This window comes from Enterobacter sp. HG048 (assembly GCF_024702055.1).
Classification (GTDB): domain Bacteria; phylum Pseudomonadota; class Gammaproteobacteria; order Enterobacterales; family Enterobacteriaceae; genus Enterobacter; species Enterobacter dykesii.
In genome coordinates this window covers 55776-80605 of record NZ_JANLIZ010000019.1, presented here as the reverse complement: position 1 = coordinate 80605, position 24830 = coordinate 55776, and the positions used below count along the sequence as shown (strand labels likewise).

General features: G+C 57.5%; 17 protein-coding genes and 1 pseudogene. 6 read left to right on the top strand and 12 right to left on the bottom strand.

From position 1 onward, the window contains the following. The first annotated feature begins 2 nt into the window (after positions 1 to 2). Both NUX24_RS18920 and NUX24_RS18915 read left to right on the top strand, forming a co-directional pair. Positions 3 to 1022, top strand: coding sequence for a M4 family metallopeptidase (locus tag NUX24_RS18920; protein WP_047652670.1), 1020 nt, complete (start codon positions 3 to 5; stop codon positions 1020 to 1022). Further along, positions 1023 to 1373, top strand: a complete 351-nt coding sequence (locus NUX24_RS18915) for a protealysin inhibitor emfourin (RefSeq protein WP_047652671.1) — start codon at positions 1023 to 1025, stop codon at positions 1371 to 1373. Here NUX24_RS18915 and NUX24_RS18910 read toward each other — a convergent pair. From NUX24_RS18910 to NUX24_RS18855, 12 genes and pseudogenes are all read right to left on the bottom strand, one after another. Further along, positions 1370 to 1591, bottom strand: coding sequence for a zinc ribbon domain-containing protein (locus tag NUX24_RS18910; RefSeq protein ID WP_257833398.1), 222 nt, complete (start codon positions 1589 to 1591; stop codon positions 1370 to 1372). The genes NUX24_RS18915 and NUX24_RS18910 overlap by 4 nt on opposite strands. Positions 1592 to 1648: 57 nt before the next feature. Continuing rightward, a pseudogene (locus NUX24_RS18905) lies at positions 1649 to 3179 on the bottom strand (peptide MFS transporter). Between the two features lie 300 nt (positions 3180 to 3479). Beyond that, positions 3480 to 4952, bottom strand: coding sequence for a ribosome biogenesis GTPase Der (gene der / locus NUX24_RS18900; RefSeq protein WP_023308811.1), 1473 nt, complete (start codon positions 4950 to 4952; stop codon positions 3480 to 3482). 112 nt (positions 4953 to 5064) lie between these two features. Then, on the bottom strand, positions 5065 to 6243 hold the full coding sequence (gene bamB, locus NUX24_RS18895) for an outer membrane protein assembly factor BamB (protein ID WP_008502135.1): 1179 nt from the start codon (positions 6241 to 6243) through the stop codon (positions 5065 to 5067). Positions 6244 to 6253: 10 nt separating this feature from the next. Further along, positions 6254 to 6874 (bottom strand): YfgM family protein, encoded by a 621-nt coding sequence (locus NUX24_RS18890; protein WP_039263736.1) that lies wholly within the window; start codon positions 6872 to 6874, stop codon positions 6254 to 6256. Positions 6875 to 6887: 13 nt separating this feature from the next. Then, positions 6888 to 8162 (bottom strand): histidine--tRNA ligase, encoded by a 1275-nt coding sequence (gene hisS / locus NUX24_RS18885; protein ID WP_032622984.1) that lies wholly within the window; start codon positions 8160 to 8162, stop codon positions 6888 to 6890. An 80-nt stretch (positions 8163 to 8242) separates the two neighbouring features. Next, positions 8243 to 9361 carry a flavodoxin-dependent (E)-4-hydroxy-3-methylbut-2-enyl-diphosphate synthase gene (ispG, locus tag NUX24_RS18880; RefSeq protein WP_023308814.1) on the bottom strand — a complete coding sequence of 373 codons (1119 nt, stop codon included), beginning with the start codon at positions 9359 to 9361 and terminating at the stop codon, positions 8243 to 8245. Between the two features lie 26 nt (positions 9362 to 9387). Continuing rightward, positions 9388 to 10401 (bottom strand): cytoskeleton protein RodZ, encoded by a 1014-nt coding sequence (gene rodZ / locus NUX24_RS18875; protein ID WP_257833392.1) that lies wholly within the window; start codon positions 10399 to 10401, stop codon positions 9388 to 9390. 293 nt (positions 10402 to 10694) lie between these two features. Next, positions 10695 to 11861 (bottom strand): bifunctional tRNA (adenosine(37)-C2)-methyltransferase TrmG/ribosomal RNA large subunit methyltransferase RlmN, encoded by a 1167-nt coding sequence (locus NUX24_RS18870; protein ID WP_014171168.1) that lies wholly within the window; start codon positions 11859 to 11861, stop codon positions 10695 to 10697. Between the two features lie 169 nt (positions 11862 to 12030). Then, complete coding sequence (gene ndk, locus NUX24_RS18865) at positions 12031 to 12462, bottom strand: nucleoside-diphosphate kinase (RefSeq protein WP_003860625.1); 432 nt, start codon at positions 12460 to 12462, stop codon at positions 12031 to 12033. Positions 12463 to 12618: 156 nt separating this feature from the next. Beyond that, positions 12619 to 14943, bottom strand: coding sequence for a peptidoglycan glycosyltransferase PbpC (gene pbpC, locus NUX24_RS18860; RefSeq protein ID WP_257833390.1), 2325 nt, complete (start codon positions 14941 to 14943; stop codon positions 12619 to 12621). A 1-nt stretch (position 14944) separates the two neighbouring features. After that, positions 14945 to 19897 (bottom strand): alpha-2-macroglobulin, encoded by a 4953-nt coding sequence (locus NUX24_RS18855; protein WP_257833388.1) that lies wholly within the window; start codon positions 19895 to 19897, stop codon positions 14945 to 14947. Between the two features lie 287 nt (positions 19898 to 20184). Here NUX24_RS18855 and NUX24_RS18850 point away from each other — a divergent pair, with 287 nt between their 5' ends. The 4 genes from NUX24_RS18850 to NUX24_RS18835 all read left to right on the top strand — a co-directional run bounded on the left by NUX24_RS18850 (position 20185) and on the right by NUX24_RS18835 (position 24815). Then, positions 20185 to 21729, top strand: coding sequence for a PTS transporter subunit EIIC (locus tag NUX24_RS18850; RefSeq protein ID WP_257833387.1), 1545 nt, complete (start codon positions 20185 to 20187; stop codon positions 21727 to 21729). A 12-nt stretch (positions 21730 to 21741) separates the two neighbouring features. Continuing rightward, positions 21742 to 23109, top strand: a complete 1368-nt coding sequence (locus NUX24_RS18845; RefSeq protein ID WP_257833385.1) for a 6-phospho-alpha-glucosidase — start codon at positions 21742 to 21744, stop codon at positions 23107 to 23109. Between the two features lie 90 nt (positions 23110 to 23199). Then, positions 23200 to 24045 (top strand): 3-mercaptopyruvate sulfurtransferase, encoded by an 846-nt coding sequence (sseA, locus tag NUX24_RS18840; RefSeq protein ID WP_257833383.1) that lies wholly within the window; start codon positions 23200 to 23202, stop codon positions 24043 to 24045. Further along, entirely contained in the window at positions 24045 to 24815 is a 771-nt protein-coding gene (locus NUX24_RS18835) for a MurR/RpiR family transcriptional regulator (protein WP_047652683.1), read from the top strand. The genes sseA and NUX24_RS18835 overlap by 1 nt, the downstream gene beginning before the upstream one ends. Positions 24816 to 24830 lie beyond the last annotated feature (15 nt).

The window sequence follows — 24830 nt, the reverse complement described above, 5'->3', positions numbered from 1 at the left end:
GCATGCCCCATCTTCATAGCGTTATTCCCCCTTATATTCTTCGTCGTATTATCGAAAGCGGTTCCGAGCCGCAGCAGCGCTGTGCCCGTCAGACATTAACCCACGTCCAGACGCTGATGGCCCACATGCCGGGCAAACCCGCCGCGCCGCACGTGAATAAAGCCGGGCAGCTGGAGCGCGATATTTACGACGCGAAGCAAACCCAGGAGCTGCCGGGTAAGCAGGTGCGTTACGAAGGCCAGCCGTCGAACGGCGATGTGGCGGTGGATGAAGCTTATAATTATTTAGGTATTACCCATGACTTCTTCTGGAAAGAATATCAGCGTGATTCGCTCGATAATAAAGGACTTATTTTGACCGGCACCGTTCACTATGGCCGGGAATATCAGAACGCCTTCTGGAACGGTCAGCAGATGGTATTTGGCGACGGCGACGGGGAAATATTTAACCGCTTTACCATCGCCATCGACGTGGTGGCGCACGAGCTGAGCCACGGTGTGACCGAGACCGAAGCCGGGCTTATCTATTTTGAGCAGTCGGGCGCGCTGAACGAGTCTCTGTCGGACGTGTTTGGCTCGCTGGTCAAACAGTACCATCTGAAGCAAACCGCCGATAAAGCAGACTGGCTCATTGGTGAAGGGCTGCTGGCGAAAGGGATTAACGGCAAAGGGCTGCGCTCAATGTCTGAACCCGGCACCGCCTATGACGATCCCCTGCTCGGCAAAGACCCGCAGCCTGCGCACATGAAAGATTTCATTAAAACGCGCGAGGATAACGGCGGCGTGCATCTGAACTCCGGCATCCCCAACCGGGCATTTTATCTGGCCGCGACGGCGATCGGCGGCTACGCCTGGGAAAAAGCAGGTTATGCCTGGTACGACACGGTTTGCGATCGCAATCTGGCGCAGGATGCGGATTTTGAGGCCTTCGCAAAATTGACGATCGCGCACGGAGAGAAACGCTCCGGCGGTGACGCTGGTGCGGCCATTAAACAAGCCTGGGAACAGGTGGGAGTGTTGTAAATGCAGGTTCCGGAACTGACGGATGACGCCGTGGTTGAGCTGGCCCGGGAAGGCGGCGTCGCTTTTATCCCCAGGCTGAGCGGACAGCGCACCATCGCGCTCTCCTCGCTCAATGAAGCCCAGCGCCAGCGACTGGTGAGCATCCTGGAGCAGGCTTTTCCACGCGGTCAGCCGCCGGGGCAAGCCTCTTCACCCGGCAGCGGCGACCAGCGCTATTTCCGCATCCAGATTATCTGGACCGGGCAAAATCAGGCGCACTACGCCGATATCATCGTGCTGGTACCCGAGCAGGAAGCGCCCGAGTCGCTGGTCGAGCTGTGGAAGAAAGGCGAAGGCTGCGTCTGCGATTAACCTTCGGCCGGAACAAACTCCACGCGTTTTTTAGAGATAAGACCGTGGCCGTTCTGGCAGAAATAGTCCACCGCACCGCAGGCTTTTAATACCTGGAGTGGCTGATGGCACTCCGGGCAGCGGGCTTCAAGCGCAATATCTTTATTACAGCTGTCGCAGTGCGCTACGCCGTTCTGGGGCTCCAGCGGTGCATGGCATTCCGGGCAGGTAATCGGCATATTCTCTCCTGTTGGGTTTTCCGGGGCAGGATAACTGCCCCGGTAGGCTGAACATTATCAGGCTTCAGCTGCCGGTTTAGTCTGCGCATTTTCCAGCATGCGGCGCACCGGAACAATAAGGACGATCAGTACCGCGGCACAGATCAGCAGCGCGATGGAGCAGCGCGCGAAGAGATCCGGCAGCATATCCAGCTGATCGGCCTTCACGTGGCCGCCGATCAGGCCCGCCGCCAGGTTACCCAGCGCGCTGGCGCAGAACCACAGCCCCATCATCTGGCCGCGCATTCTTTCCGGCGCCAGCAGCGTCATGGTCGCCAGGCCAATCGGACTCAGGCACAGTTCACCTAGCGTCAGCATCAGGATGCTGCCCACCAGCCAGAACGGCGACACGCCCGCTCCACCGCTGCTCAGCACGTTCTGTGCCGCCAGCATCATCAGGCCAAAGCCCGCCGCCGCGCACAAAATACCAATAACAAACTTGGTGATGCTGCTCGGACGAATGTTTTTGCTCGCAAGCTTCGGCCATGCCCAGCTAAACACCGGAGCCAGCAGAATGATAAACAGGGCGTTGATTGACTGGAACCACACCGCCGGGATTTCGAAATCACCAATCATGCGGTTAGTGTAGTCGTTGGCAAACAGGTTGAACGAGGTTGGCTTCTGTTCGAACGCGGACCAGAAGAACGCCGCGGAGATCAGCAGAATAAAGCAGACCAGCAGTCTGGCGCGCTCTTTACGGTTCAGCCCCGCAAAGACAAACAGATAAATAAAGTAGAGGGCAACGGATGCAGCAATCACATAGACCAGCACGCTGGCTACCGCGACCGGGTTAATCACAATCACGCCCTGCGCAATCAGCGTCACGATCGTTGCCACGCCTGCCGCCAGCGCCAGCAGCCAAACGCCCACGCCGTTACGCTTCACCACCGGGCTGTTCCAGGTGGAGTCGAGGCCGACTTCGCCGTCATAGCGTTTCATCGCAGGAACGGCAAACACGCGGAAGATAATCAGCGCCACCAGCATCCCGATGCCGCCAATACCAAAGCCCCAGTGCCAGCCGTGGGTTTTAATCAGCCAGCCGGAAATCAGCGGCGCGATGAACGAGCCCATATTGATGCCCATATAGAACAGCGAGAAACCGCCGTCACGACGCGCGTCGCCTTTTTTATACAGAGTGCCGACCATCGGTTTTGAACAGCCCGGAGCCAAGCACGATGAACATCAGGCCGATAAAGAACAGGTTGTTCCCCATTACCGCAGAGAGCGCGATCGACAGATGGCCGAGCGCAATCAGGATCGAACCGTACCAGACGGCTCTCTGCTGGCCGAGCCAGTTATCCGCCAGCCAGCCGCCCGGCAGCGCGGCCAGGTACATGGTACCGGCAAAGATACCGACTATCGCCGAGGCATTTTCACGCGCCAGGCCCATCCCGCCGTCATAGACGGTGGCGGCCATAAACAGGATCAGTAACGGACGAATGCCGTAAAACGAGAAACGCTCCCACATCTCGGTGAAGAACAGGGAACCGAGCGGATACGGATGGCCGAAGAACGTTCGGCTCTCTTTTTGATTAACAGTGGATTGCATAATTCTCCCGAAAGGTATGTCGTCGTGCTTGTAAACACCAGCAGGTACGCCGGCCAGTTACGTATCTGGCCGATTTTTTACATGCGGCGAAAAGTTAGTTAACCATTTGATAACCAGGCGCTAGTTTTGTCTAGTACCGGCCCCTGGACTTTAAGATGAAAATTCGACGATTGTCTACTTTCTTAGATTTAAACATGGTTAAAAGTGAATAGTGATTGACTTCACACAGAGAAAACCGGCGGTATGATTGGGTAAAAAAAAGCCCGCGATAAACGCGGGCTTTCGTGAAGCAGGTAAAGCTTATTTGCTTTTCTTAATGTGCTTAATCAGGCGCTTACGCTTACGCATCTGGTTTGGCGTCAGGGTGTTGCGCTTGTTGGCAAACGGGTTTTCCCCTTCCTTGAACTGGATACGGATAGGCGTGCCCATAACGTCTAGCGATTTACGGAAGTAGTTCATCAGATAGCGCTTGTAGGAATCCGGCAGGTCTTTCACCTGGTTGCCGTGAATCACCACGATTGGCGGGTTGTAACCACCGGCGTGGGCATATTTCAGCTTCACGCGACGGCCGCGCACCAGCGGCGGCTGATGGTCTTCTGCAGCCATGTTCATGATGCGGGTCAGCATGGCGGTGCTCTGACGACGGGTGGAGCTGTCGTACGCTTCACGCACGGATTCGAACAGGTTACCCACGCCGCTGCCGTGCAGCGCAGAGATGAAGTGCACGCGGGCAAAGTCGATAAAGCCCAGACGGAAGTCGAGGGTCTCTTTCACCTGCTCGCGCACTTCATTGCTCAGGCCATCCCACTTATTGACCACGATAACCAGTGAGCGCCCACTATTGAGGATAAAGCCGAGCAGAGAGAGATCCTGATCGGAGATACCTTCGCGCGCGTCGATGACCAGCAGCACCACGTTGGCATCTTCGATCGCCTGCAGGGTTTTGATAACGGAGAATTTTTCCACCACATCGGTGATTTTCCCGCGCTTACGCACCCCGGCGGTGTCGATGAGTACATACTCACGCTCATCGCGCTGCATCGGGATATAAATGCTGTCGCGGGTGGTGCCCGGCATGTCGTAAACGACCACGCGCTCTTCACCCAGAATACGGTTAGTAAGCGTAGACTTACCTACGTTTGGACGACCCACGATGGCCAGCTTGATCGGCAGATCCTGCGGGTTGAAGTCGTCTTCAGGCTCTTCTTCGCCCTCTTCTCCGTCTTCGAACTGCGCCCAGTATTCAGCGTCTTCGTCTACTTCTTCCGGCGGGTTTACTTCGTCAACCCACGGCAGCAGAACGGTTTCCAGCAGGCTGGTGACGCCACGGCCATGCGATGCCGCAATCGGGTAGATTTCACCCAGGCCCAGAGACCAGAAATCCGCGACGGCCTGATCGGCATCGATGCCGTCAGTTTTGTTCGCCACCAGGAAAGTCGGCTTTTCGCGTGAACGCAGATGCTTGGCAATAGCGGAGTCCGCCGGCATCAGGCCAGCGCGCGCATCCACCATAAACAGCACCACATCCGCTTCTTCAATCGCCAGCAGCGACTGTTCCGCCATGCGGGTTTCAACGCCGTCTTCTGTGCCGTCAATACCACCGGTATCAATACAGATGAACTCGCGTCCTTCCACCTCTGCACGACCGTACTTACGGTCACGCGTCAGCCCCGGGAAATCCGCAACCAGCGCATCACGGGTGCGTGTTAAACGGTTAAAAAGAGTGGATTTTCCAACGTTAGGGCGCCCGACAAGCGCGACCACAGGTACCATGTTTGAAGCCTCATAAAATTCAAAATAACGTCGCTTTCGCGGCGTTTTTAAAAATGTCAAAACGGCTCCTGAGTGAACAGGAGCCGTTTAGTATACTACAACCGCCGGGTAATTAACGCGTGATCGCGTACAGCGTGCCGTCTTTTGCCTGAATCAGCAGTTTGCCGTCGGCCACAACCGGATCGGTCAGGAAACCGGAGCTGTCGACTTTTTGCTGTGCAACAAAGCGGCCGTTATCCGGATCGATCCAGTGCATATACCCTTCGCTGTCGCCAACCACCAGGCTACCGTTGTACAGTGCCGGAGCAGTCAGCAGACGGTGCAGCAGATCGCTTTGCGTCCACAGCGTGACGCCGCCTTCGGTGCTCAGCGCCAGCAGACGGTCGTTCTGATCGACCATATAGATGCGGTTGCCCTCAACGATGAAATCGTTCACAGAGCCCAGCTCACGCTTCCACATGATCTGGCCGCTGCGCAGATCCAGCGCGGTCAGGTTGCCGTTATAGGCCAGCGCGTAAACCACACCGTTAACGATGACCGGCGTTGTGTCTACGTCGCTCAGACGGTCAATTTCCGTTGAGCCAGTGGCCTGAGAGATGCGCTGCTGCCAGATCATCTGGCCCTGCTGCATCAGCACTGCGCTCACGCGACCGTTGTCACCGCCCACAATGGCAGCACCAAATGCGGTAGCCGGCGCGGATTCGCCGCGCAGAGAGAGCGCAGGCATATCCAGGTTAACGGTCCATTTCACCAGACCGTCAGCTTCGTTCAGCGCCTGCAGCTGGCCGTTGCTGGTATGAATCAGCACCAGGCCGTCGCTTACTACCGGACGAGACAGGGATTCACCCGCCACGGTTGTTTGCCAGGCAATAGAGCCGTCGCTGCTGTTCAGCGCATAAACCTGCGCTTTTTCGCTGCCCACATAGACATGGCCACCGGCAACGGTCAGACCGCCAGACAGCAGTGCAGGTTTACGGGAGAACCAGCCGTCTTTTTCCGCCAGGTTAACGGACCATACTTCTTTCCCGTCATCGGCGTTCACCGCTTTCACGGTACCTTTGCGGTCAGCGGCATAGACAACGCTGTCTGCATACGCCGGATGAAGGTTGGAATAGAAATCACCAATCCCATTGCCCACGGAGACATCCCACGCGGTGGATGGGGTAAACTGGTTTTCAACCGTCGGCAGTGGGGACATTTTCACAACGTCTTCTTCGCCACTGAACAGTGAACAACCACTCAATAACGTAACAGAAAGCAGTCCTGGCAGAAGTAATTTACGCAATTGCATCGGGTCCCTCTCAGACGGACAAATTATTTATTTTCATCTGCATCATTTCGCTCAGCGCAGGTGAAGCGTTGCTCTCTACGCCAGCTTGCCACGCTTTACGCGCGCCCGCTTTGTCACCTTTGCTCAGCAGTGCTTCACCGCGCAGATCGGCAACGATGGCAGCAAAACCTTCGCCTTTGATGGTATCGAGCGTTTTCAGCGCATCGTCAGCTTTTTTCTGCTGAACCTGAATACGTGCCAGGCGCAGATTGATCACCGCTTTCAGGTTCTCATCGCTGGCCGCAGCAAGGCTCTGCGAGAGCTGTGCAGCGGCTTTATCCAGTTCGTTCTTATCAACGTACTGCTGAGCCACTTCCAGCGCAGCCAGTGCACCGTAGGTGTTTTTGTTGTCAGCCGCAAATTTTTCTGCAGCAGTCAGCGTTTGCGGCTGATCGGCACGAATTGCGCTCACGGTATTTTCATAGGACAGAGACGCGCCGCGCGCGGAATCTGCCTGATGATTGTTCCAGTAACGCCAGCCCACCAGCGCACCGATACCTAAAACAACCCCAACAACCAGCGCTTTGCCGTTTTCAACAAAGAAGCGCTTAATCGCGTCGACCTGATCGTGTTCGTTCTCGTAAATTTCCACGCAGTCCTTCTCCTTAGCCCAATAGAGTGCGCAAGTGCGCCGCAACGCCGTCCTGCGTTACCGTTGTCTGCTCACCAGAGCGCAGGTCTTTCACCACCACTTCGCCGTTAGCCACTTCGGACTCGCCCAGCACCAGTGCAATACTTGCGCCCCACTTATCGGCACGAGCAAACTGTTTTTTAAAGTTGCCGCCGCCATGGTTGGTCATCAGCTTAACGCCCGGCAGCGCATCGCGCACGCGTTCGGCAAGCTGCATCGCCGCAGACTGCGTTTCCGCGCCTGAAGCCACCAGGTATATATCGACAACGGAATCTGCTTTAAATTCAGGATTAACTGCCTGAACCAGCAAAACAAGTCGCTCAAGGCCCATCGCGAAGCCAACAGCAGGCGCTGCGCGACCGCCAAGTTGCTCAACCAGACCGTCATAACGGCCGCCCGCACATACGGTGCCCTGAGAACCGAGGCTGGTGGTCACCCACTCAAACACGGTACGGTTGTAGTAGTCCAGACCGCGCACCAGGCGCTGATTCACGGTATAGGCGATGCCTGCCGCTTCAAGCAGCTTGCACAGGCCCGCGAAGTGTTCGCGAGATTCTTCATCCAGGTAGTCACCCAGCGCAGGCGCATCGTTCAGCAGTGCCTGAACATCCGCGTTTTTGGAATCCAGAACGCGCAGCGGGTTACTGTACATGCGGCGTTTGCAGTCTTCGTCCAGCTTCTCTTTATGCTGTTCCAGGAACGCGACCAGCGCATCGCGGTAGTTAGCGCGTGCTTCCAGAGAACCGATAGAGTTCAGCTCAAGAGAAACGTGATCGGCGATACCGAGGGCGCGCCACCAGCGGGCGGTCAGCATAATCAGTTCAGCGTCGATGTCCGGGCCCTGCAGGCCAAAGACTTCCACACCCAGCTGATTGAACTGGCGATAACGACCTTTCTGAGGACGTTCGTGGCGGAACATCGGGCCGATATACCACAGGCGCTGCTCCTGATTGTACAGAAGACCATGTTCGATGCCGGCGCGTACGCAGCCCGCCGTCCCTTCCGGACGCAGGGTCAGGCTGTCGCCGTTGCGGTCCTCAAAGGTGTACATCTCTTTTTCAACCACGTCGGTGACTTCGCCGATCGCGCGTTTGAATAACGGGGTCTGCTCTACAATCGGCAAACGGATTTCGCTGTAACCGTAGCTGCCGAGCACCTGCTTCAGTGTGCCTTCAATGCGCTGCCAGATGGCGGTTTCGCCAGGCAGATAATCGTTCATGCCGCGGATGGCTTGAATGTTTTTTGCCACGTTTATTCTCTTTCTATATACAAAAAAAACCCAAAGAATGGGTTCAATCATACATGGGAAGCGGCACGCTTCCCATCACGTTATTTTTCAACCTGCTGAACGCTGATACGCTGTGTTTCGTCCATCATGGCGGCTTTGGCGCGGATACGGGCTTCAAGCTGGTCGATCATGTCGCTATTATCCAGACGATCTTTACGAACGCCATCTTCATAGAGACCACTTTTCTTGTTACCGCCGGTCACGCCCAGAGTTGACACCAGTGCTTCACCCGGACCGTTTACCACGCAGCCGATGATGGAGACGTCCATCGGGGTGATAATGTCTTCCAGACGCTGCTCCAGGGCATTCACCGTCCCGATCACATCAAACTCCTGACGCGAGCAGGTTGGGCAGGCAATGAAGTTGATCCCACGCGCGCGAATGCGCAGTGACTTCAGGATATCGAAACCGACTTTGATCTCTTCGACCGGATCGGCCGCCAGCGAGACGCGCAGGGTATCACCGATACCTTCAGAGAGCAGCAGCCCAAGACCAATAGCGGATTTTACAGAGCCGCTGCGCAGGCCGCCTGCTTCGGTGATCCCGAGGTGCAGAGGCTGGTCGATCTGTTTTGCCAGCAGACGATAAGACTCTACCGCCAGGAACACGTCAGACGCTTTTACGCTGACTTTGAACTGGTCAAAATTAAGACGATCCAGATGATCCACATGACGCATCGCGGATTCGAGCAGCGCCTGTGGCGTAGGCTCGCCGTATTTTTCCTGCAGGTCTTTTTCCAGGGAACCGGCGTTAACGCCGATACGGATAGGAATATTTTTATCGCGGGCGCAGTCCACGACCATGCGGATACGCTCTTCGTTACCGATGTTGCCCGGGTTAATGCGCAGGCAATCGACGCCGTATTCGGCCACTTTCAGTGCGATGCGGTAGTCGAAGTGGATATCAGCCACCAGCGGAACGCTGACCTGCTGTTTGATCAGTTTGAACGCCTCTGCGGCATCCATGGTCGGGACGGAGACGCGCACAATGTCCGCGCCTACACGTTCTAATGCTTTGATTTGATTGACCGTCGCTTCCACATCAGTGGTGCGCGTATTGGTCATCGACTGAACGGCGATAGGTGCCCCATCGCCGATTGGCACATTCCCAACGTAAATCCGTTTCGATTTTCTACGTTGAATCGGAGCCTGGTTATGCATGAAAAATCTCCCGCGTTGCCCGTCTGTTACTGTGCTGCTGATTGTTCGGCATTAACGGTAAGACGTGCAACCTGGTTAGTTCTGATAAAGCGGCTCAGGTCGACAGGTTTTCCTTGATACTGGATCTGTACCGCTGCCGGAGCGCCGATTTTAAGTTTATAGGGAGCCTGGCCGGTTAGGTTTAACGTACCATCTTTACGCTGCAGGCCGCTGAACAGTTTTTTACCTGTCGCGTCAGTCACTTCCAGCCAGCAGTCGGCGCTGAAGTTCATCACCAGTGCGTTGGGATCGGCTGCTGTCGCTGTACCCGCCGGGCTGGTTGGCAGAGCCGCTGCGCTATTGTCTGCAGGCTGAGTAGCCGCAGGCGCGTTCGCCGCAGTATCAACATTAGCCTGAGAAGGGGCAACAACCGCGTTTTGATCCTGAGCCTGCGGCGCAGCGGTGTTAGCCGTTGCTGCCGGAGCCTGTGCTGCATCGGTCGCCGACGCGTCTGGCGCTGCGGTCTGTGGCTCGCTGGAGGAAGCTGCGCCGTCGGTATTCAGCGGCACGCTCTGACCGTTCTCACTTCCGGCCTGGTTGAGTTCGGCGGAGGATTGATCGGCCATAGTGGTAATCTCTTCCTGCTGGGCCTTGTGGTTTTGCCACCACCATGCGCCGGTCAGACCGATCACCACAAACAGCACCAGCCAGGTAAAGCTCATCAGCCAGCCATCGCGTTTTTTACGACGTTTCCCCAGAGAGAAAGTCTGCATCGGCGCAACTTTTGCTGCACGGACCGGTGCCTGCTTCTCCATCATTGGCAGTAATTCGTTTTCGGGGATATGGACCAGTTTTGCGTAAGAGCGGATATAACCGCGCAAGAACGTTGAAGCCAGATCGGCAGGTGCCTTATCTTCTTCAATATCGCGAACCGTGGAAACCTTCAGGCACAAGCGTTCCGCAACGGCTTGCTGGCTGAGTCCGAGTTGTTCACGGGCGTTGCGAAGACGAACGCCAGTGGAAAGTGCTTCATGTTGGTCGTGAGTGGCTTCAGTATTCATTCGCTACAACTACTGGTACGTGAAAAATAAGGGTTCAGGTGCCGGTGAGTCACAATGCCACCCGCACCGCGAAACTTCTGGTCAGTTAACCTTGAACAGAGAGTATAAGACTGTCAGCCCGGAGATGACAGTACAGCCCTGCCCGTACGGCTAAACTGTTGTTACGTCGTTACATACTGCCCGAAAGTCGGATGAAACGCACCGTAATTATTGTTCAGTCATCACGAATCTGACTGATTATTCAGTAAGGTTATGTCTCACGGCGCAGATAATGCGCCGTGAGTGCATAATAATCAAACAGCTTTAACCGCGATCGTCTCGCCCTGCATGCGTTTACGCAGGGTACGCTTGGTGCGGTCAATAACATCACCTGCCAGCTGTCCGCATGCTGCATCAATGTCATCACCACGGGTTTTACGCACGATGGTGGTGAAACCATACTCCATCAGCACCTTGGAGAAACGGTCGATACGGCTGTTCGAGCTACGGCCATACGGCGCGCCCGGGAACGGGTTCCATGGGATCAGGTTGATTTTGCACGGCGTATCCTTCAGCAGTTCAGCCAGCTGATGCGCATGCTCGGTGCCGTCGTTGACGTGGTCCAGCATTACGTACTCGATGGTCACGCGGCCCTGGTTGGCGTTGGATTTCTCCAGATAGCGACGCACCGCAGCGAGGAAGGTTTCGATATTGTACTTTTTGTTGATCGGCACAATTTCGTCACGAATTTCGTCGTTTGGCGCGTGCAGGGAGATCGCCAGCGCGACGTCAATCATGTCGCCAAGCTTGTCCAGCGCAGGCACAACGCCAGAGGTAGACAGCGTGACGCGACGCTTGGACAGACCAAAGCCGAAGTCATCCAGCATGATTTCCATCGCCGGAACGACGTTGGTCAGGTTCAGCAGCGGCTCACCCATCCCCATCATCACCACGTTAGTGATAGGACGCGTGCCGGTTACTTTTGCCGCGCCCACGATTTTCGCGGCACGCCAGACCTGGCCGATAATTTCTGACACCCGCAGGTTACGGTTAAAGCCTTGCTGCGCGGTAGAGCAGAATTTGCACTCCAGCGCACAGCCTACCTGAGAGGAGACACACAGCGTGGCGCGGTCCTCTTCCGGGATATAGACGGTCTCAACGCGCTGATCGCCGACCGCAATCGCCCATTTGATGGTGCCATCCGCTGAGCGCTGCTCTTCCACCACTTCCGGTGCGCGGATTTCAGCCACTTCTTTGAGCTTGTTGCGCAGGACCTTGTTGATGTCAGTCATGTCATCAAAATTGTCGCTGCAGTAATGGTACATCCACTTCATGACCTGATCGGCACGAAACGGCTTTTCGCCCATCTCTTTAAAGAACTCGCGCATCTGCTGACGGTTCAGATCCAGCAGGTTGATTTTTCCATTTTTATTGGGAACCGCAGGAATGGCGACTTCGGAGGTATTCACTAATTCAGACATAATATTATCCGGCCTCGTTGTTACACGTTATGGCCCATGGAGGGTTGAATAGAAACGCCCCGGAAAGCGGTCTGCTCGTCCGGGGCGTTGCATTGTACAAAGTCTGGCGCAGGGATGCCACGTCTGGACGCGGCATTTACGAAAATAATATGTAAACGAAACCGTTAAATTAACGGGTACGTGGACACACTTCGCCTTCTGCGAAGAAGAAAGCGATTTCGCGTGCAGCAGATTCAACAGAGTCAGAACCGTGGGTACCGTTCTCGGTGAAGCTGTCCGCATAGTCAGCGCGCAGAGTACCAGCCAGCGCGTTGTCCGGGTTGGTTGCGCCCAGCAGGTCACGGTGACGCTGTACTGCGTTTTCGCCTTCCAGCACGGATACCACGATTGGACCGGAAGTCATGAACTCAACCAGGCCGTCAAAGAATGGGCGACCTTCGTGCTCAGCGTAGAAACCGCGAGCCTGCTCAACGGTCAGATGCAGCATTTTGGTGCCAACAATTTTGAACCCTGCAGATTCAAAGCGAGCGAAGATGCTGCCAATAACGTTTTTTGCCACCGCGTTTGGTTTGATGATGGAAAAAGTACGTTCAATAGCCATGATAACCTCTGTCAATGTTCTGTTGTTTTGCATACCTGAGTATGGTGTGGCGCGGATTATAATGAGCAATAGCGCCATTGCCTATGGATTCAGGTAACATTTTATTAAAATAAGACGAGTTTTAGCAACAGCTCACATCTGAAAGCTATTTTCAGGTCACTGCAGCGTAAAATTCACCGTCGCGACTTGACCGGTCTCATCCATAACGAGTAACTGATAATCGCCCGATTTATCAAGCTGTAATGTGTAAACTCTTCCCTTCACATTCAGCGGTTCACCGTTCAAAAACCACCAGCGCTCACCGCTATTGCCGGTCGCCTGAAGCGGCAGCGAAACGCGGGATTCCCCCGGCAGACGTTTGATGACGGCCCCTTCACGCACGCCGGTCAGGATGAGTGGCGCAGGTGCGTCTTGCGACAGCGGAGGACAGGTGGTTGATGAAGGAGGGACCCTTACCGCGCGACGCTCGGTCGCCGGCAGCCACGGCTCCAGCGGCAGCGGCCAGACATCAAGGTCTTTTTCAGTTGCATCAGGGCAATCTGCCGCCACGCGTTTGCCGGTTTTATCCAGCCAGACCGGAAAGCGAATTCCGCGTATCCCTTCCTGTTCGGGCAATAGCAGCGTGGGCGGTTCACTCCCTTCCAGCAGCCAGGTCGACAGGCGACGCCGACAGTTTTCACTGCCTTCCGGCAGCGACTGGCCGCCCGGCCAGCAGATCACGCCCCGCCCGACGCTTGCCGGACGCGGATCGCGCGGCAGACGGGCTTCGTCTACCGTTGAGCGCGACTGAAGCAGGTTATTGACCTGGTTTAACAGCGGAACCGCGCTGGCAAACCCAAACTGTCCCGCCACGGGCGTGCCGTCCGGTCGTCCGGTCCAGATGCCTATCACATAACGGGCATTCAGACCGATGGCCCAGGCATCACGGTAGCCGTAGCTGGTACCGGTTTTCCACGCCAGCGGCGCAACCTGCGGTAGCGCATTATCCGGCAGCGGCTGCGCCTCATTGGCCAGAATACGGCGAATAATCCACGCCGAGCCAGGTGATAACAGCGGACGTTCAGTCAGCGGATCGCCCGGCTGCAGGCGTAGCCTCCCCGCCTTACCGTGTCGGGCAAAGGCGCTGTAGGCTGCAGCGATATCTGCCAGCCGCGCGCCTGCCCCACCGAGGATCAGAGAGAGATTCGGCTGCGCCCCCGCGGGCAGGATCAGCGGCAGGCCTGCGTTGCTCAGCATCCCGGCAAATCGTTTTGGTCCGTAAGCTTCCAGCACCTGAACGGCAGGCAGGTTGAGGGAGCGTACCAGCGCTTCACTCATGCTGACCGGTCCGTGGAACCCGCTGTCAAAATTCCCGGGGCGATAATCACCGGTTTTTCTGGGAACGTCCTGGAGCAGCGAGGCGGGATGGATCAGGCCATCGTCCAGCGCCATACCGTAAATAAAGGGCTTTAACACCGATCCCGGGGATCGGATCGCATTGACCATATCCACGTGGCTAAAACGCGTGTCATCGTTGATATCCACCGATCCCACCCAGCCGCGTACTTTCATATCGGTATGATCGACCACGATCATCGCCAGCGAGCTGCGTGCCGGCAGGCGGGATTTCCAGTTCATCGCCAGCTCTTCCAGCTGCCGCTGCAGTCCGGCATCCAGCGTGGTGACAATTTTCGTGTCGCTGCTTTTACCGAGCATCATCCGCGCAAAGAGCGGCGCCAGCTGCGGCATCTGTCGGGGCGCCAGCCATACCGATTCTTCCCGCGATTCTTTGACCTGCTTTGCGGACCAGACCCCCTGCGTCGCCATGCGGTCGAGCACTTTATTGCGCGCCGCTTCGGCCCGTTCAGGCCAGCGATCCGGGCGTAAACGACTCGGTGCCTGCGGCAGCACCGCCAGCAAAGCCGCGTCGGAATAGCTGAGTTGCGACGGCGGCTTGCCCAGATACGTCCAGCTTGCCGCCCCCACGCCCTGCAGCGTGCCGCCAAAGGGGGCACGGTTGAGATAGAGGGTGAGAATGTCGCGCTTGGAAAGATGCCACTCCAGCTGCATCGCCCGCCAGAGCTGACGAACTTTGCCGCCAAAGGTACGCGGATGCGGATCCAGCAGTCGCGCGACCTGCATGGTGAGCGTGCTTCCGCCAGAGACGACCTTGCCAGAACTGAGATCCTGCCAGGCGGCGCGCAGGACAGAAAGCGGGTTTACGCCGGGGTGATCCCAGAACCAGCGATCTTCGTACTGGATGAGCGCCTCAAGATAACGGGGAGAGACCTCTTCGATCGTCACCGGATAGCGCCAGATCCCGTCGCTATCGGCAAAACGCCAGAGCGGCGTGCCCTTCTCATCCACCACCACCCGGGCGGGGTTAACCTCTTTCAGAGGCAACGGCCACAGGCGGTCGGCGACGACAATCAGCCCCCATAAAACGAGAAGCGCTCCCGCCAGCCATAGCCAGCGGGAGCGTGTCAGACGTGCTATTCGCATTTTACGGAACAACAATCAGCGGGCCGCTGGCCGCCCCCGTTGCCCGCCACTGTGGAACGTACATAGACTCCACCATCGGAACAGGCACCTGGTAGGTTCCCGGCGTCACGGCGCGCGCCAGATAGACCAGCGTGACCGGCTGGCCTTCATTTACCGGTACGGCAGCCACAAAGCGGTCGTCGCGGAATTCCATATGCTGAATGTCCGCCTGCTGCATCTGGCTGAGCAGGTTCTGTACCTCACTGCCGCTGTCCTGCAGGCTGGCGCTGCTGCTCGCCAGATTCTGGTTTTCCAGCTCCAGACCCGCAGGGAGGAGATCCACCACCAGCGCGTCCGGCACGTTCTGGCTGGCTTTAACTTCCAGCCAGACCAGCACCAGCTCGCCGCTCTTCAGCGAAGAGAGCGATTTACTGCTGCCGTCGGTTGCCAGGATATGACGTTCCACCTGCAGCACGTTCGAGCTCGGCTGAGGGGCATATTCCGGATAACCGGTGCTGTCCAGGCGTACCCATAGCGGTGTTGTCCCGGTATTGGTCACCTGTAGCGCGCCAAGCTGGTCGCCGCTCACGTTTTGTACCAGTGACTTATCGCCGCCTGATGCGGTCTCAGACAGCGAAGTTTTCGCCTGCCACGTACCGGACAGGGTTTGCAGCGAACGTCCTGCCAGGAACAGCGCATTGCTCTCCTGCGTTGACAGCCAGCGCTGGCTGAAGGCCTGTTCAGACAGGGCATTCAGCAGCGTATTTTGCGCATCCGGCAGCAGCTTGTACTCCTCCAGAAGAGAGAGCATCAGCGCGTTATCGCGAAGCTGGCTACCGTAATCGGCCATCCAGGTTTTGCTGTCGTTGCGCGGCGTTTTGAGTGCCAGATCCAGCGCCTGCTGGCTGCGCGGGGCATCGCCCATCAGTTTGAGCGCCATGCCCAGCTGCATCAGCGGCAGACCGGACGCCGCCTGAGTGTGACGATCCCAGATTTCACGCAGCGCGCCCAGCGGCGCTTTTTGCTGACGTGCCAGCACCAGCGCGGCATAGGCCTGCACGGCGAACTTGCTGGCCTGCGTATCGTCGCTGTAGCGAATAGACATCATGCCCGGGTCCTGCAGGTAGCGCAGCAACCGGCTATTGGCGTTATTCACCGCATCGGCAGGCACGCTGTAGCCCTGCTCGCCCGCACGGACCAGGAAGTCGGTCACGTAGGCCGTCAGCCAGTATTCTTCCGGACCGTTTTTATCCCACAGCGCGAACCCGCCGTCTTCACGCTGCATCTGCAGCAGACGGGAAATACCGATATCAATGGCGGCACGGCGTTTATCGTCCGTATCACCTTTGATGCCAAGCGCCGTAAGCTGCGCCGCGTTGGTGTAGAGCGACGGGAACAGACCGCTGGTGGTCTGCTCCAGACAGCCATACGGATATGCCTGCAGTTCGCGAATATATCGCGCCAGGTTGAGCGGTGGTTTGCCGCTCAGCAGCAGTTGCCCCTGCAGGGTAGCAGGAGAGAAACCGTTACTGTGCTGCGCCGGTGCGGTCCAGGACTCGCCGGGGTTCAGCATGGCACCGGTATTCACCGTCTGCGCCGGGAACGCCGGACGCACGCCGATTTTCCAGCTCTTCTGCTGCGGTGCAAAGGTCTCGTCCGGGAGCTGCAGGCCGGTCACCTGAGCGGTCACCTCGCCATCACCATAACCCTCCAGCGCACGCACCGGAATAAACAGGGTGCTGCGTGCGCCAGGAGACAGCTGAATCGGCTGCGGCTGCCCGCCTTCCAGCGACAGTTTTCCTGTCGCGGTCAGGGCAACGTTCAGCGTTTGCGGCTGGTCGGTGAGGTTGGTGATATCCAGCGTCAGCCGCGAGGTATCCCCGCTTGCCAGGAAGCGCGGCGTATTAAGCTCGGCAATGACCGGCGCGGCCACCACAACCTTGCTTTCACTGCTGCCGAAATCGTCCTCCGTCCAGGCCTGCGCCATCAGACGCAGCTCACCGTTGAAGTCTCCTATGGGCAGCGTAACCGTGCCTTCTCCGTTGGCATCCAGCGTAACCGGCTGTGCCTGCTGGGCAATAATGGTGACGTGGTTTACCGGCGGCTTACCGCCGCGCTTCAGCTCATCACCGTCACCACCAAAACGCAGCGCGGCAAGGCGGCCCTGCCCTTCAATGACCTGGCCGTAAATATCGTAGATATCCGCGCCGTAGCGCTTCTGACCAAAGAAAGCTTGCCACGGATCCGGCGTAACGTAATCGGTAATATTCAACACGCCGCTGTCTACCGCCGAGACAAGCACATTCACTTTCTGCGGCACCGCACCCTCTTTCACGCTGGCTTTTACCTTCACAGAAAGCGTCTGGTTTGGACGCATTTTCTGCGGGTTATCAAGCGCAATGTTCAGACGGCGATTTTCGTCGCCCATCGGCAGATGCAGCAGGCCGACCGCGCGTTTCGGCGTGGCGGATTTGGATTTATCCCCAGGACGCACCACTAGCGTGCTGAGATAAAGATCGTGACGTTTCCAGGCTTTGTCGACCGGGATAGCGAGATCAAGCCCGTTTGCCGGTACGTCGATCTCTTTCCACCACAGCGGCCCTTCGCTGGACTCAATCATCGCATAGCCCTTGCCTGCTGCCGGCGCGGCAATGTGCAGGTTGATGGTATCGCCAGGCTGATAGGCTGGCTTATCCAGCTTCAGCGTCACGCGGTCAGGGCGTGCAGCCCCGGTGCCGTCGCTGTTATCCTGCCAGCTGTAGCCTGCCCAGAAGCGCACGCTGCTGACCATCTCATCAGGTGCTTTAACTTCCAGACGATAAGAGCCCCACTCCACCGGGAAGGTGACTTTACCCGTCTCGTCGGCTTTGAGCGTCAGCTCCTGCTCGCCTTCAACCAGATCTTTCTGATCGAACTGAGACTGCCAGCCTTCGCTCTCAGACCAGTTCCAGAAGTAGTCACGGCGCTCGCGGATCAGGCGTACCTGTAACCCGGAAACCGCCTTTTTCGCTCCGCTGGCATCGGCGTAAACAATGTCGAAGCTGGCATTGCCGTTCTCGTCAACAATCGGCTGGTTGACGGTGGTATCGGTGCGGTAGTCGTAAACGGCTTTACTGGCGAACTGAGGGCGGATACCCGGCAGCTCAGCCGCCGGCCAGATTGCCTGCTCAGCGCGACGCGTCACCGGACGACCGCCGGATTCCAGCAGGCTGGCCTGCAGGATCAGCTGCAGCGGAGAATGCACCTCTTTCCACTGGCTTTCGGTAGAAACCTGCCCACGCCCCTGCTCATCAAGCGTAAGCTGCACTTCATCCAGACTGCGGCTCAGGTTCTCCTCGGCGATATCGCCAAACTGGAAGCCCGGCAGCGCAGCCACCGCGTCACGCAGCGGACGCAGGAAAAGCTGGCCCTGCAGAGAATTACCGTTGGCTGGTGCGCCATACAGGTAATAGCCCACCACGTTAAAGTCGACGTTATCCTGCGGTGAAACCGGCGTTTTTTGTCCGCTCAGGTTGAGCGCCATGCGCTCAGGCATGAAGTCTTCGACGTGGAAATCCCACAGGCGCTGCAGGTTATCGCCCGTGTTGGCGCGGATATGCCACATGCCGGTCTGCGCCCCGCTGTCCAGCGGATAGTTAAAGCGATAGAGTCCGTTCTCTGGCTTGACGACAATCGTACGCGCGACCTGTCCATCCGGGCGCAGCACGTCAAGCTTCACGGGCTGATCCGGAAGTGGCTTACCGTCACTGTCGCGCAGTAAGCCGTTGAGGACCACCGTTTCACCCGGGCGGTAGAGATCGCGTGGGCCAAACATAAAGAATTGCTTACTGTAGCCAGGGCTACCGGCAATATCGAACTCTGCCAGATCCAGCGCAGGAAGCTTGAGGTCAAGCAGCGTGGTCTGACCGTCTTTACTGGCCAGAATCAGCGCGGCCTCTTTGTCGGTCTCAAGCTTAGCGTGGCCATCGCCGTCGCTCTTCGCCTCGGCAAGGGTCTGCCCTTTATCGTTCAGCAGCGTGACGGTCACGCCGGACTGCGCCGCACCGTTTTCCAGACTCTGGGTGAAAATATCCAGGCGGTTATGGTAACGGTGAGCGGACAGGCCAATATCGCTTAAGGTAAAGAGCGTTGCGGCGTTGCTGTAGTTGTAGTGCCCGGCCTGGTTCATGACCGCGATATAAACGCCAGACTGCTGGAGCGGTTTAATATCCTTCAGGGGCAACAGCAATTTTTCGCGCGTATTGCGCGCCGGATTAAGGTCGAATCGACCGGTGTAAACCAACTCCGCCATCTTCAGCAGGTTATCGGATTCCCAGTTGGTCAGCGAGTTACGGTACTCCCACTGGCTGACAAGGGAGGCCAGCGATTCCGGCTTCACGCGGTAAAAGTTGACATCAACATTGTTGACGTTGAGCGCCATCACCGGCAGACCTTCCACCACTTTGCCCGGCAGCAGCGAGCCGCGGCTGGCAAAACCAACGGTGGGTTCAATGTCCCGGGTGGTCAGGGCTTTTTCATAATCAATGCCAAACGTCGCCTTGTTCAGCGCCTGCAGGTCACGTTCAACGGTGACGACCAGGTTGCGGTTAGGCTCCAGATGACGCAGGCGAAGCTCTTTCAGGTTAGGCGCAAGTTCCCACGCCCCGTCAACCTTGCCGCTTTTCTTATCCACGACATGCACCGTTTTGGCGAAATCCTGATCGGGATTCAGCGGAACAGAAAAGGTCAGCACCAGCGTGGCGGCACCGTCGAGCTGGACTTCTGAGGTATCCAGCAGGGTCAGCGCTTTTCCCTGACTCTGGGCGGCAAGCTTAGCCAACGTTTCAGCATTGGGCTTTTCTGCAGCTTTCGGTGTTGATGCTGTTGATGCCGCGGGAGCCGCAGCCTGAGATTTATCGTCGCTGTTATCACAGCCGACAAGCGTAAACGTGGTAAGCAGCGCGAGAGAGATCGCGGCTAAGCGAAACGGTTTCATCCTGTGTCCCTGGCCTGAGGGGGCCTGTTGGTCGTCGTCCGGATAAGTATTATCCGCAAGTTTCGTTAATTCAAAAAGGCCAATTTTAAAATGTGGAAAGCGCCTCGCAGAACGGCATCACGTCGCTACACCGTGATGGAACCGCGATCACAGCACATGACGTCACATGTTACCTTTCACGTCATTTGTTTTTAAAACAAGAAGATAGCTGGCTAAGCTCGCCCGAAGGCTGCTAGTTTTATGACCATGACGCACCCCGAGTGCGCGGTTCAAAAAGAGAGAAAGCCATGAAACGAGCCGTGAACGCCCTACAAAATTTCGGAAAATCATTGTATGGACCGGTCCTTATCTTACCGATCGTCGGTCTGTTTATCGCCTTTGGTAACGTTCTGGGTAACGGTAATCTCGCTGAATACCTGCCGTTTTTGGGCCATCCGCTGATTCAGCATCTTGGTCAGCTTATCGCGAAATCTGCCGTGTCGGTGCTGATCAACCTGGCGCTGGTGTTTGCCGTCGGGATCCCGATTGGTCTGGCGACGCGTGATAAAGGCTATGCCGCGCTGATTGGTCTGGTGACCTTTGTGGTGTTCATCAACGCCATGAACGTCACGCTGCAGCTGCAGGGCGCGCTGGCGCCAGCGGCCCAAATGAAAGCGGCCGGGCAGACCATGGTACTGGGCGTACAGGTGCTGGAGATGGGCGTTTTTGCCGGGATCCTGACCGGGGCGCTCTCCGGCTATCTGTACAACAAATACTCCGGCGTACAGTTTAACGGCGCGATGGCGATTTACTCTGGCCACTGTTTTGTCGCCATCGTCATGCTTCCCGTCTCCATGCTGCTCGGCGTGGTGATGAGTGAACTATGGCCCTTTGCCCAGCACGGTATTAGTGCCCTGGCGCTGGCCATCAAAGGCTCCGGGCCGCTTGGCGTGGCAATCTACGGTTTCCTGGAACGTATTCTGGTCCCCACCGGCCTGCACCATCTGGTTTATACGCCGTTCCTCTATACCGAGCTGGGCGGCACGCAGGAGGTGTGCGGCACAACCTATCAGGGCGCGCGCAATATCTACTTCGCCGAAATGGCTTGTCGGGAGGTGAAGCAGCTCAGCAGCACCGTGGTGTGGGATGCGCGCGGCATCAGCAAGATGTTCGGCCTGCCTGCCGCAGCCCTGGCGATGTACATGACCGCAAAGCCGGAGCGTAAAGCCATTGCGAAAGCCATTCTGATCCCGGCGGCGCTGACCTCTCTGCTGGTCGGCGTGACCGAGCCGATTGAGTTCTCCTTCCTGTTCGTCGCTCCGCTGCTGTTCGTGGTGCACGCGGTGCTGACCGGCATCGGCATGATGCTGTTCTCGCTGCTGGGCGTTCACGCCATCGGTGCCAACGGGATTATCGACTTCATCCTCTACAACCTGCCGCTCGGCACGGAGAAGTCCAACTGGCCGGTGTACATCGTGGTCGGGCTGATCATGTTCGCTCTCTACTTCGTGGTGTTCCGCTTCCTGATCCTGCGCTTCAACATGAAAACGCCGGGCCGTGAGGATGAAGATCAAGAGACGCGCCTCTACAGCAAGCAGGAGTACCAGGCGAAGGGCAATAACGACGGGCTGGGTGAATCCATCGTGGTGGGACTCGGCGGTCGGGAAAACATTGAAGTGGTGGACAACTGCTACACCCGCTTACGCGTCACGGTGAAGGATGTCGCCATTATCGACGAGCCGCGGCTGAAGGCGACCGGCGCGAAAGGGATTATCAAACAAGGTAACAACGTTCAGGTGGTCTACGGGCTGCACGTCAAAAAAATGCGAGAAGCCGTTGAGACGTTTCTCTGAAAGGAGCTAAAGATGTTTACACCCCCATTCATTCTGTCGATTGCCGGCGGCGGCAGCACCTACACGCCGGGTATTGTGAAAAGCCTGATGGTGCGCCTGCAGGATTTCCCGCTGGCCGAAATCCGCCTTTATGACATCGACGAGGCGCGCCAGAACACCATTGCGCCGGTCGTCGAAAAGGTCATCCGCGACCACAGCCAGAGCATCAAGTTCACCGTTACCAGCGACCCTGAAGTGGCCTTCAGCGGCGCGCATTTCGTCTTCGCCCAGATGCGCGTCGGCCAGTACAAGATGCGCGAGCAGGACGAGAAGATCCCACTGCGCCACGGCGTGGTCGGCCAGGAAACCTGCGGACCCGGCGGGCTGGCCTACGGCCTGCGCACGATCCTGCCGATGGTTGAGCTTATCGATCTGGTGGATCGCTACGCGCACGAAAAAGCCTGGATCGTGAACTACTCCAACCCGGCGGCGATCGTTGCGGAGGGCGTGCGCCGGCTGCGTCCGGATGCGCGGGTGCTGAACATCTGCGATATGCCTGTCGCCGCCATGCGCAATATGGGGGCGATTCTGGGTGTCGATCGCCGCAGGCTGGAGGTGGACTACTTCGGCCTGAACCACTTCGGCTGGTTTACCCGCGTACTGGTGGACGGCGAAGACAAGCTTCCCGAGCTGCGTAAGCATATCGCGAAGTTTGGCCTGCTGACGGAAGATGCGGCCAAAACCGATCCGCAGCATTCCGATCCGTCGTGGGTAAAAACCTGGCGCAACATTAAGCCAATCATGGACAACTTCCCGGAGTATCTGCCGAACCCATATCTGCAGTACTACCTGATGCCAAACCAGATTGTGGAACACCAGAACCCGGATTATACCCGCGCCAATGAAGTGATGGACGGGCGCGAGAAAAAGCTGTTCGCCGCTGCCGAAGAATATAAGCGCACCGGGATCCTGCCTGATGCCTTCCACGTGGGCGTCCACGGCGAGTTTATCGTTGATGTCGCCTGCTCGCTGGCCTTTAACCTGCACAGCCGCCATCTGGTGATGGTGGAAAACCGCGGGGCGATTACCAACCTGCCTTACGATGCGGTGGTGGAGGTTCCCGCTTATATCACCTCCGAGGGTCCGGAACCGATTCGCGTCGGTCAGGTGCCGCTGTTCCATCAGACCCTTTTGCAGCAGCAGCTCGCATCTGAACAGCTGCTGGTAGAGGCGACTATCGAAGGCAGCTATGAGAAAGCCCTGCAGGCGTTTACCCTCAACCGCACCGTGCCGACCATGGAACACGCGAAGGCGATTCTGGATGAAATGATTGAGGCCAACAGCGACTACTGGCCAGCGCTGCAAAAAGCCTGGCAAGACGGCGAACCGGTGAAAAAATAGGGGCTTGCTCGCGAGTTGAACGTGGTTTGCTTGTCGGTGTCAGAAAAAACACCGACAATCCTTTTTTACGGAAAAGAATGGAGGCAACCCATGTCCACCTCATATTTTGTCGCCGCCGACTGGCTGATTGAGCACGGCGACGATCCGGAAGTTCAGATTATTGACGCGCGTATGGCCCCTCCGGGACAAGAGCATCGTGACGTGCCCGGTGAATACCGTGCCGGGCACCTGCCTGGCGCGGTATTTTTTGATATTGAAACCCTCTCCGATCACAACTCTCCCCTGCCGCACATGCTGCCGCGCCCGGAAGCGTTTTCCGTGGCGATGCGCGAGCTGGGCGTCAGCAAAGACAAACACCTCGTTGTCTATGATGAAGGTAACCTCTTCTCCGCGCCGCGCGCGTGGTGGATGCTGAAAAACTTCGGCGTGGAAAAAGTCTCGATTCTTGCCGGCGGGCTGGCGGGCTGGAAGCGCGACGAGCTGCCGCTTCAGCAGGGTGACGTAACGCTGCCGGAAGGTGAATTCGACGCGACCTTTGACACCCACGTGGTAAAACGCCTGACCGACGTGCTGGTCGTGAGCCATGAAAAAACGGAGCAAATCGTCGATGCCCGTCCAGCGCCTCGCTTCAATGCCGAAGCGGACGAACCGCGTCCGGGGCTGAAGCGCGGCCATATTCCGGGCGCGCTGAACGTGCCGTGGGGCGATCTGGTGTTTGAGGGCGAGCTGAAAACCACCGACGAGCTGCGCGCCATTTTTGACCGTGCCGGCGTTGATTTACACCGTCCGATTATTGCCAGCTGCGGCTCCGGCGTCACGGCCTGCGTGGTGATCCTGGCGCTCTCCACGCTCGGCGCGAACGACGTCACGCTATACGACGGCGCCTGGAGCGAATGGGGCGCGCGCGACGACCTGCCGGTTGAACCGGCGAAATAATGGATAATCGCCTGGCCACGCTGTTAACGCGCGGAGCGTCACTGACCCGCGCGGAGTATCGCGTCCTCGCCCACCTCACGGAGCATCCGCTGCTGGTGGGCAATATTACGGTTCGCGAGCTGGCGCAGGCGACGTTTGTTTCTACCGCCACCATCATGCGGCTGTGCCAGAAGCTGGGGTTCAGCGGCTTTAGCGAGTTTATCTGGCACTGCAAGCAGCTGCTCTCCGACACGCCGCATATTGCCGCTCAGGGGCAGTCGCTTCCTGAACTCCCGGCGCTGTTTAACCAGTTTATCGCCAACTATCAGCACACCTTCCAGTGGGTCACGCAGGAAAAACGCCAGCAGTTTGCCGACCTGCTGCGCCAGAAAGAGAGCTTCTTTCTCTACGGGGCCGGGTTTTCCTATCTCTTTGCGGAGTACCTGACCAAGAAGCTGCAGGTGCTGGGCAAAACGGCGTTTATCTCCGGGCCGGGGGACAGCCGGAATATTTTCCTCAGCAACGCCGCCCGCTATCAGGTGTTTATTGCCGTCTCGCGCAGCGGCGAAACGGAGCAGGTGCTGGATAAAGCGCGAATTGCCAAAAACGTTGGCATGACCATCGTCGCGTTTACCCGCGCCTCGGCCAACACGCTGGCGGGGATGGCGGACGTGCATTTTGCCCTCTATGACGAAGCGGTACACTTCGCCGCCGAAGCCGCGGGGGTGACGTCGTTTGAGTCGAATCTGGTGCTGCTGATGGATTTACTGCTGCTGGAAGCAACGGGGTGATATTCACCCCGCCGT

What these genes read in the sequence shown, in the direction of transcription:
- NUX24_RS18920 (WP_047652670.1), top strand. Translation starts at nt 3, where the DNA reads ATGCCCCATCTTCATAGCGTTATTCCCCCTTATATTCTTCGTCGTATT.
- NUX24_RS18915 (WP_047652671.1), top strand. Translation starts at nt 1,023, where the DNA reads ATGCAGGTTCCGGAACTGACGGATGACGCCGTGGTTGAGCTGGCCCGG.
- NUX24_RS18910 (WP_257833398.1), bottom strand. Translation starts at nt 1,591, where the DNA reads ATGCCGATTACCTGCCCGGAATGCCATGCACCGCTGGAGCCCCAGAAC.
- der (WP_023308811.1), bottom strand. Translation starts at nt 4,952, where the DNA reads ATGGTACCTGTGGTCGCGCTTGTCGGGCGCCCTAACGTTGGAAAATCC.
- bamB (WP_008502135.1), bottom strand. Translation starts at nt 6,243, where the DNA reads ATGCAATTGCGTAAATTACTTCTGCCAGGACTGCTTTCTGTTACGTTA.
- ispG (WP_023308814.1), bottom strand. Translation starts at nt 9,361, where the DNA reads ATGCATAACCAGGCTCCGATTCAACGTAGAAAATCGAAACGGATTTAC.
- rodZ (WP_257833392.1), bottom strand. Translation starts at nt 10,401, where the DNA reads ATGAATACTGAAGCCACTCACGACCAACATGAAGCACTTTCCACTGGC.
- NUX24_RS18870 (WP_014171168.1), bottom strand. Translation starts at nt 11,861, where the DNA reads ATGTCTGAATTAGTGAATACCTCCGAAGTCGCCATTCCTGCGGTTCCC.
- ndk (WP_003860625.1), bottom strand. Translation starts at nt 12,462, where the DNA reads ATGGCTATTGAACGTACTTTTTCCATCATCAAACCAAACGCGGTGGCA.
- pbpC (WP_257833390.1), bottom strand. Translation starts at nt 14,943, where the DNA reads ATGCGAATAGCACGTCTGACACGCTCCCGCTGGCTATGGCTGGCGGGA.
- NUX24_RS18855 (WP_257833388.1), bottom strand. Translation starts at nt 19,897, where the DNA reads ATGAAACCGTTTCGCTTAGCCGCGATCTCTCTCGCGCTGCTTACCACG.
- NUX24_RS18850 (WP_257833387.1), top strand. Translation starts at nt 20,185, where the DNA reads ATGAAACGAGCCGTGAACGCCCTACAAAATTTCGGAAAATCATTGTAT.
- NUX24_RS18845 (WP_257833385.1), top strand. Translation starts at nt 21,742, where the DNA reads ATGTTTACACCCCCATTCATTCTGTCGATTGCCGGCGGCGGCAGCACC.
- sseA (WP_257833383.1), top strand. Translation starts at nt 23,200, where the DNA reads ATGTCCACCTCATATTTTGTCGCCGCCGACTGGCTGATTGAGCACGGC.
- NUX24_RS18835 (WP_047652683.1), top strand. Translation starts at nt 24,045, where the DNA reads ATGGATAATCGCCTGGCCACGCTGTTAACGCGCGGAGCGTCACTGACC.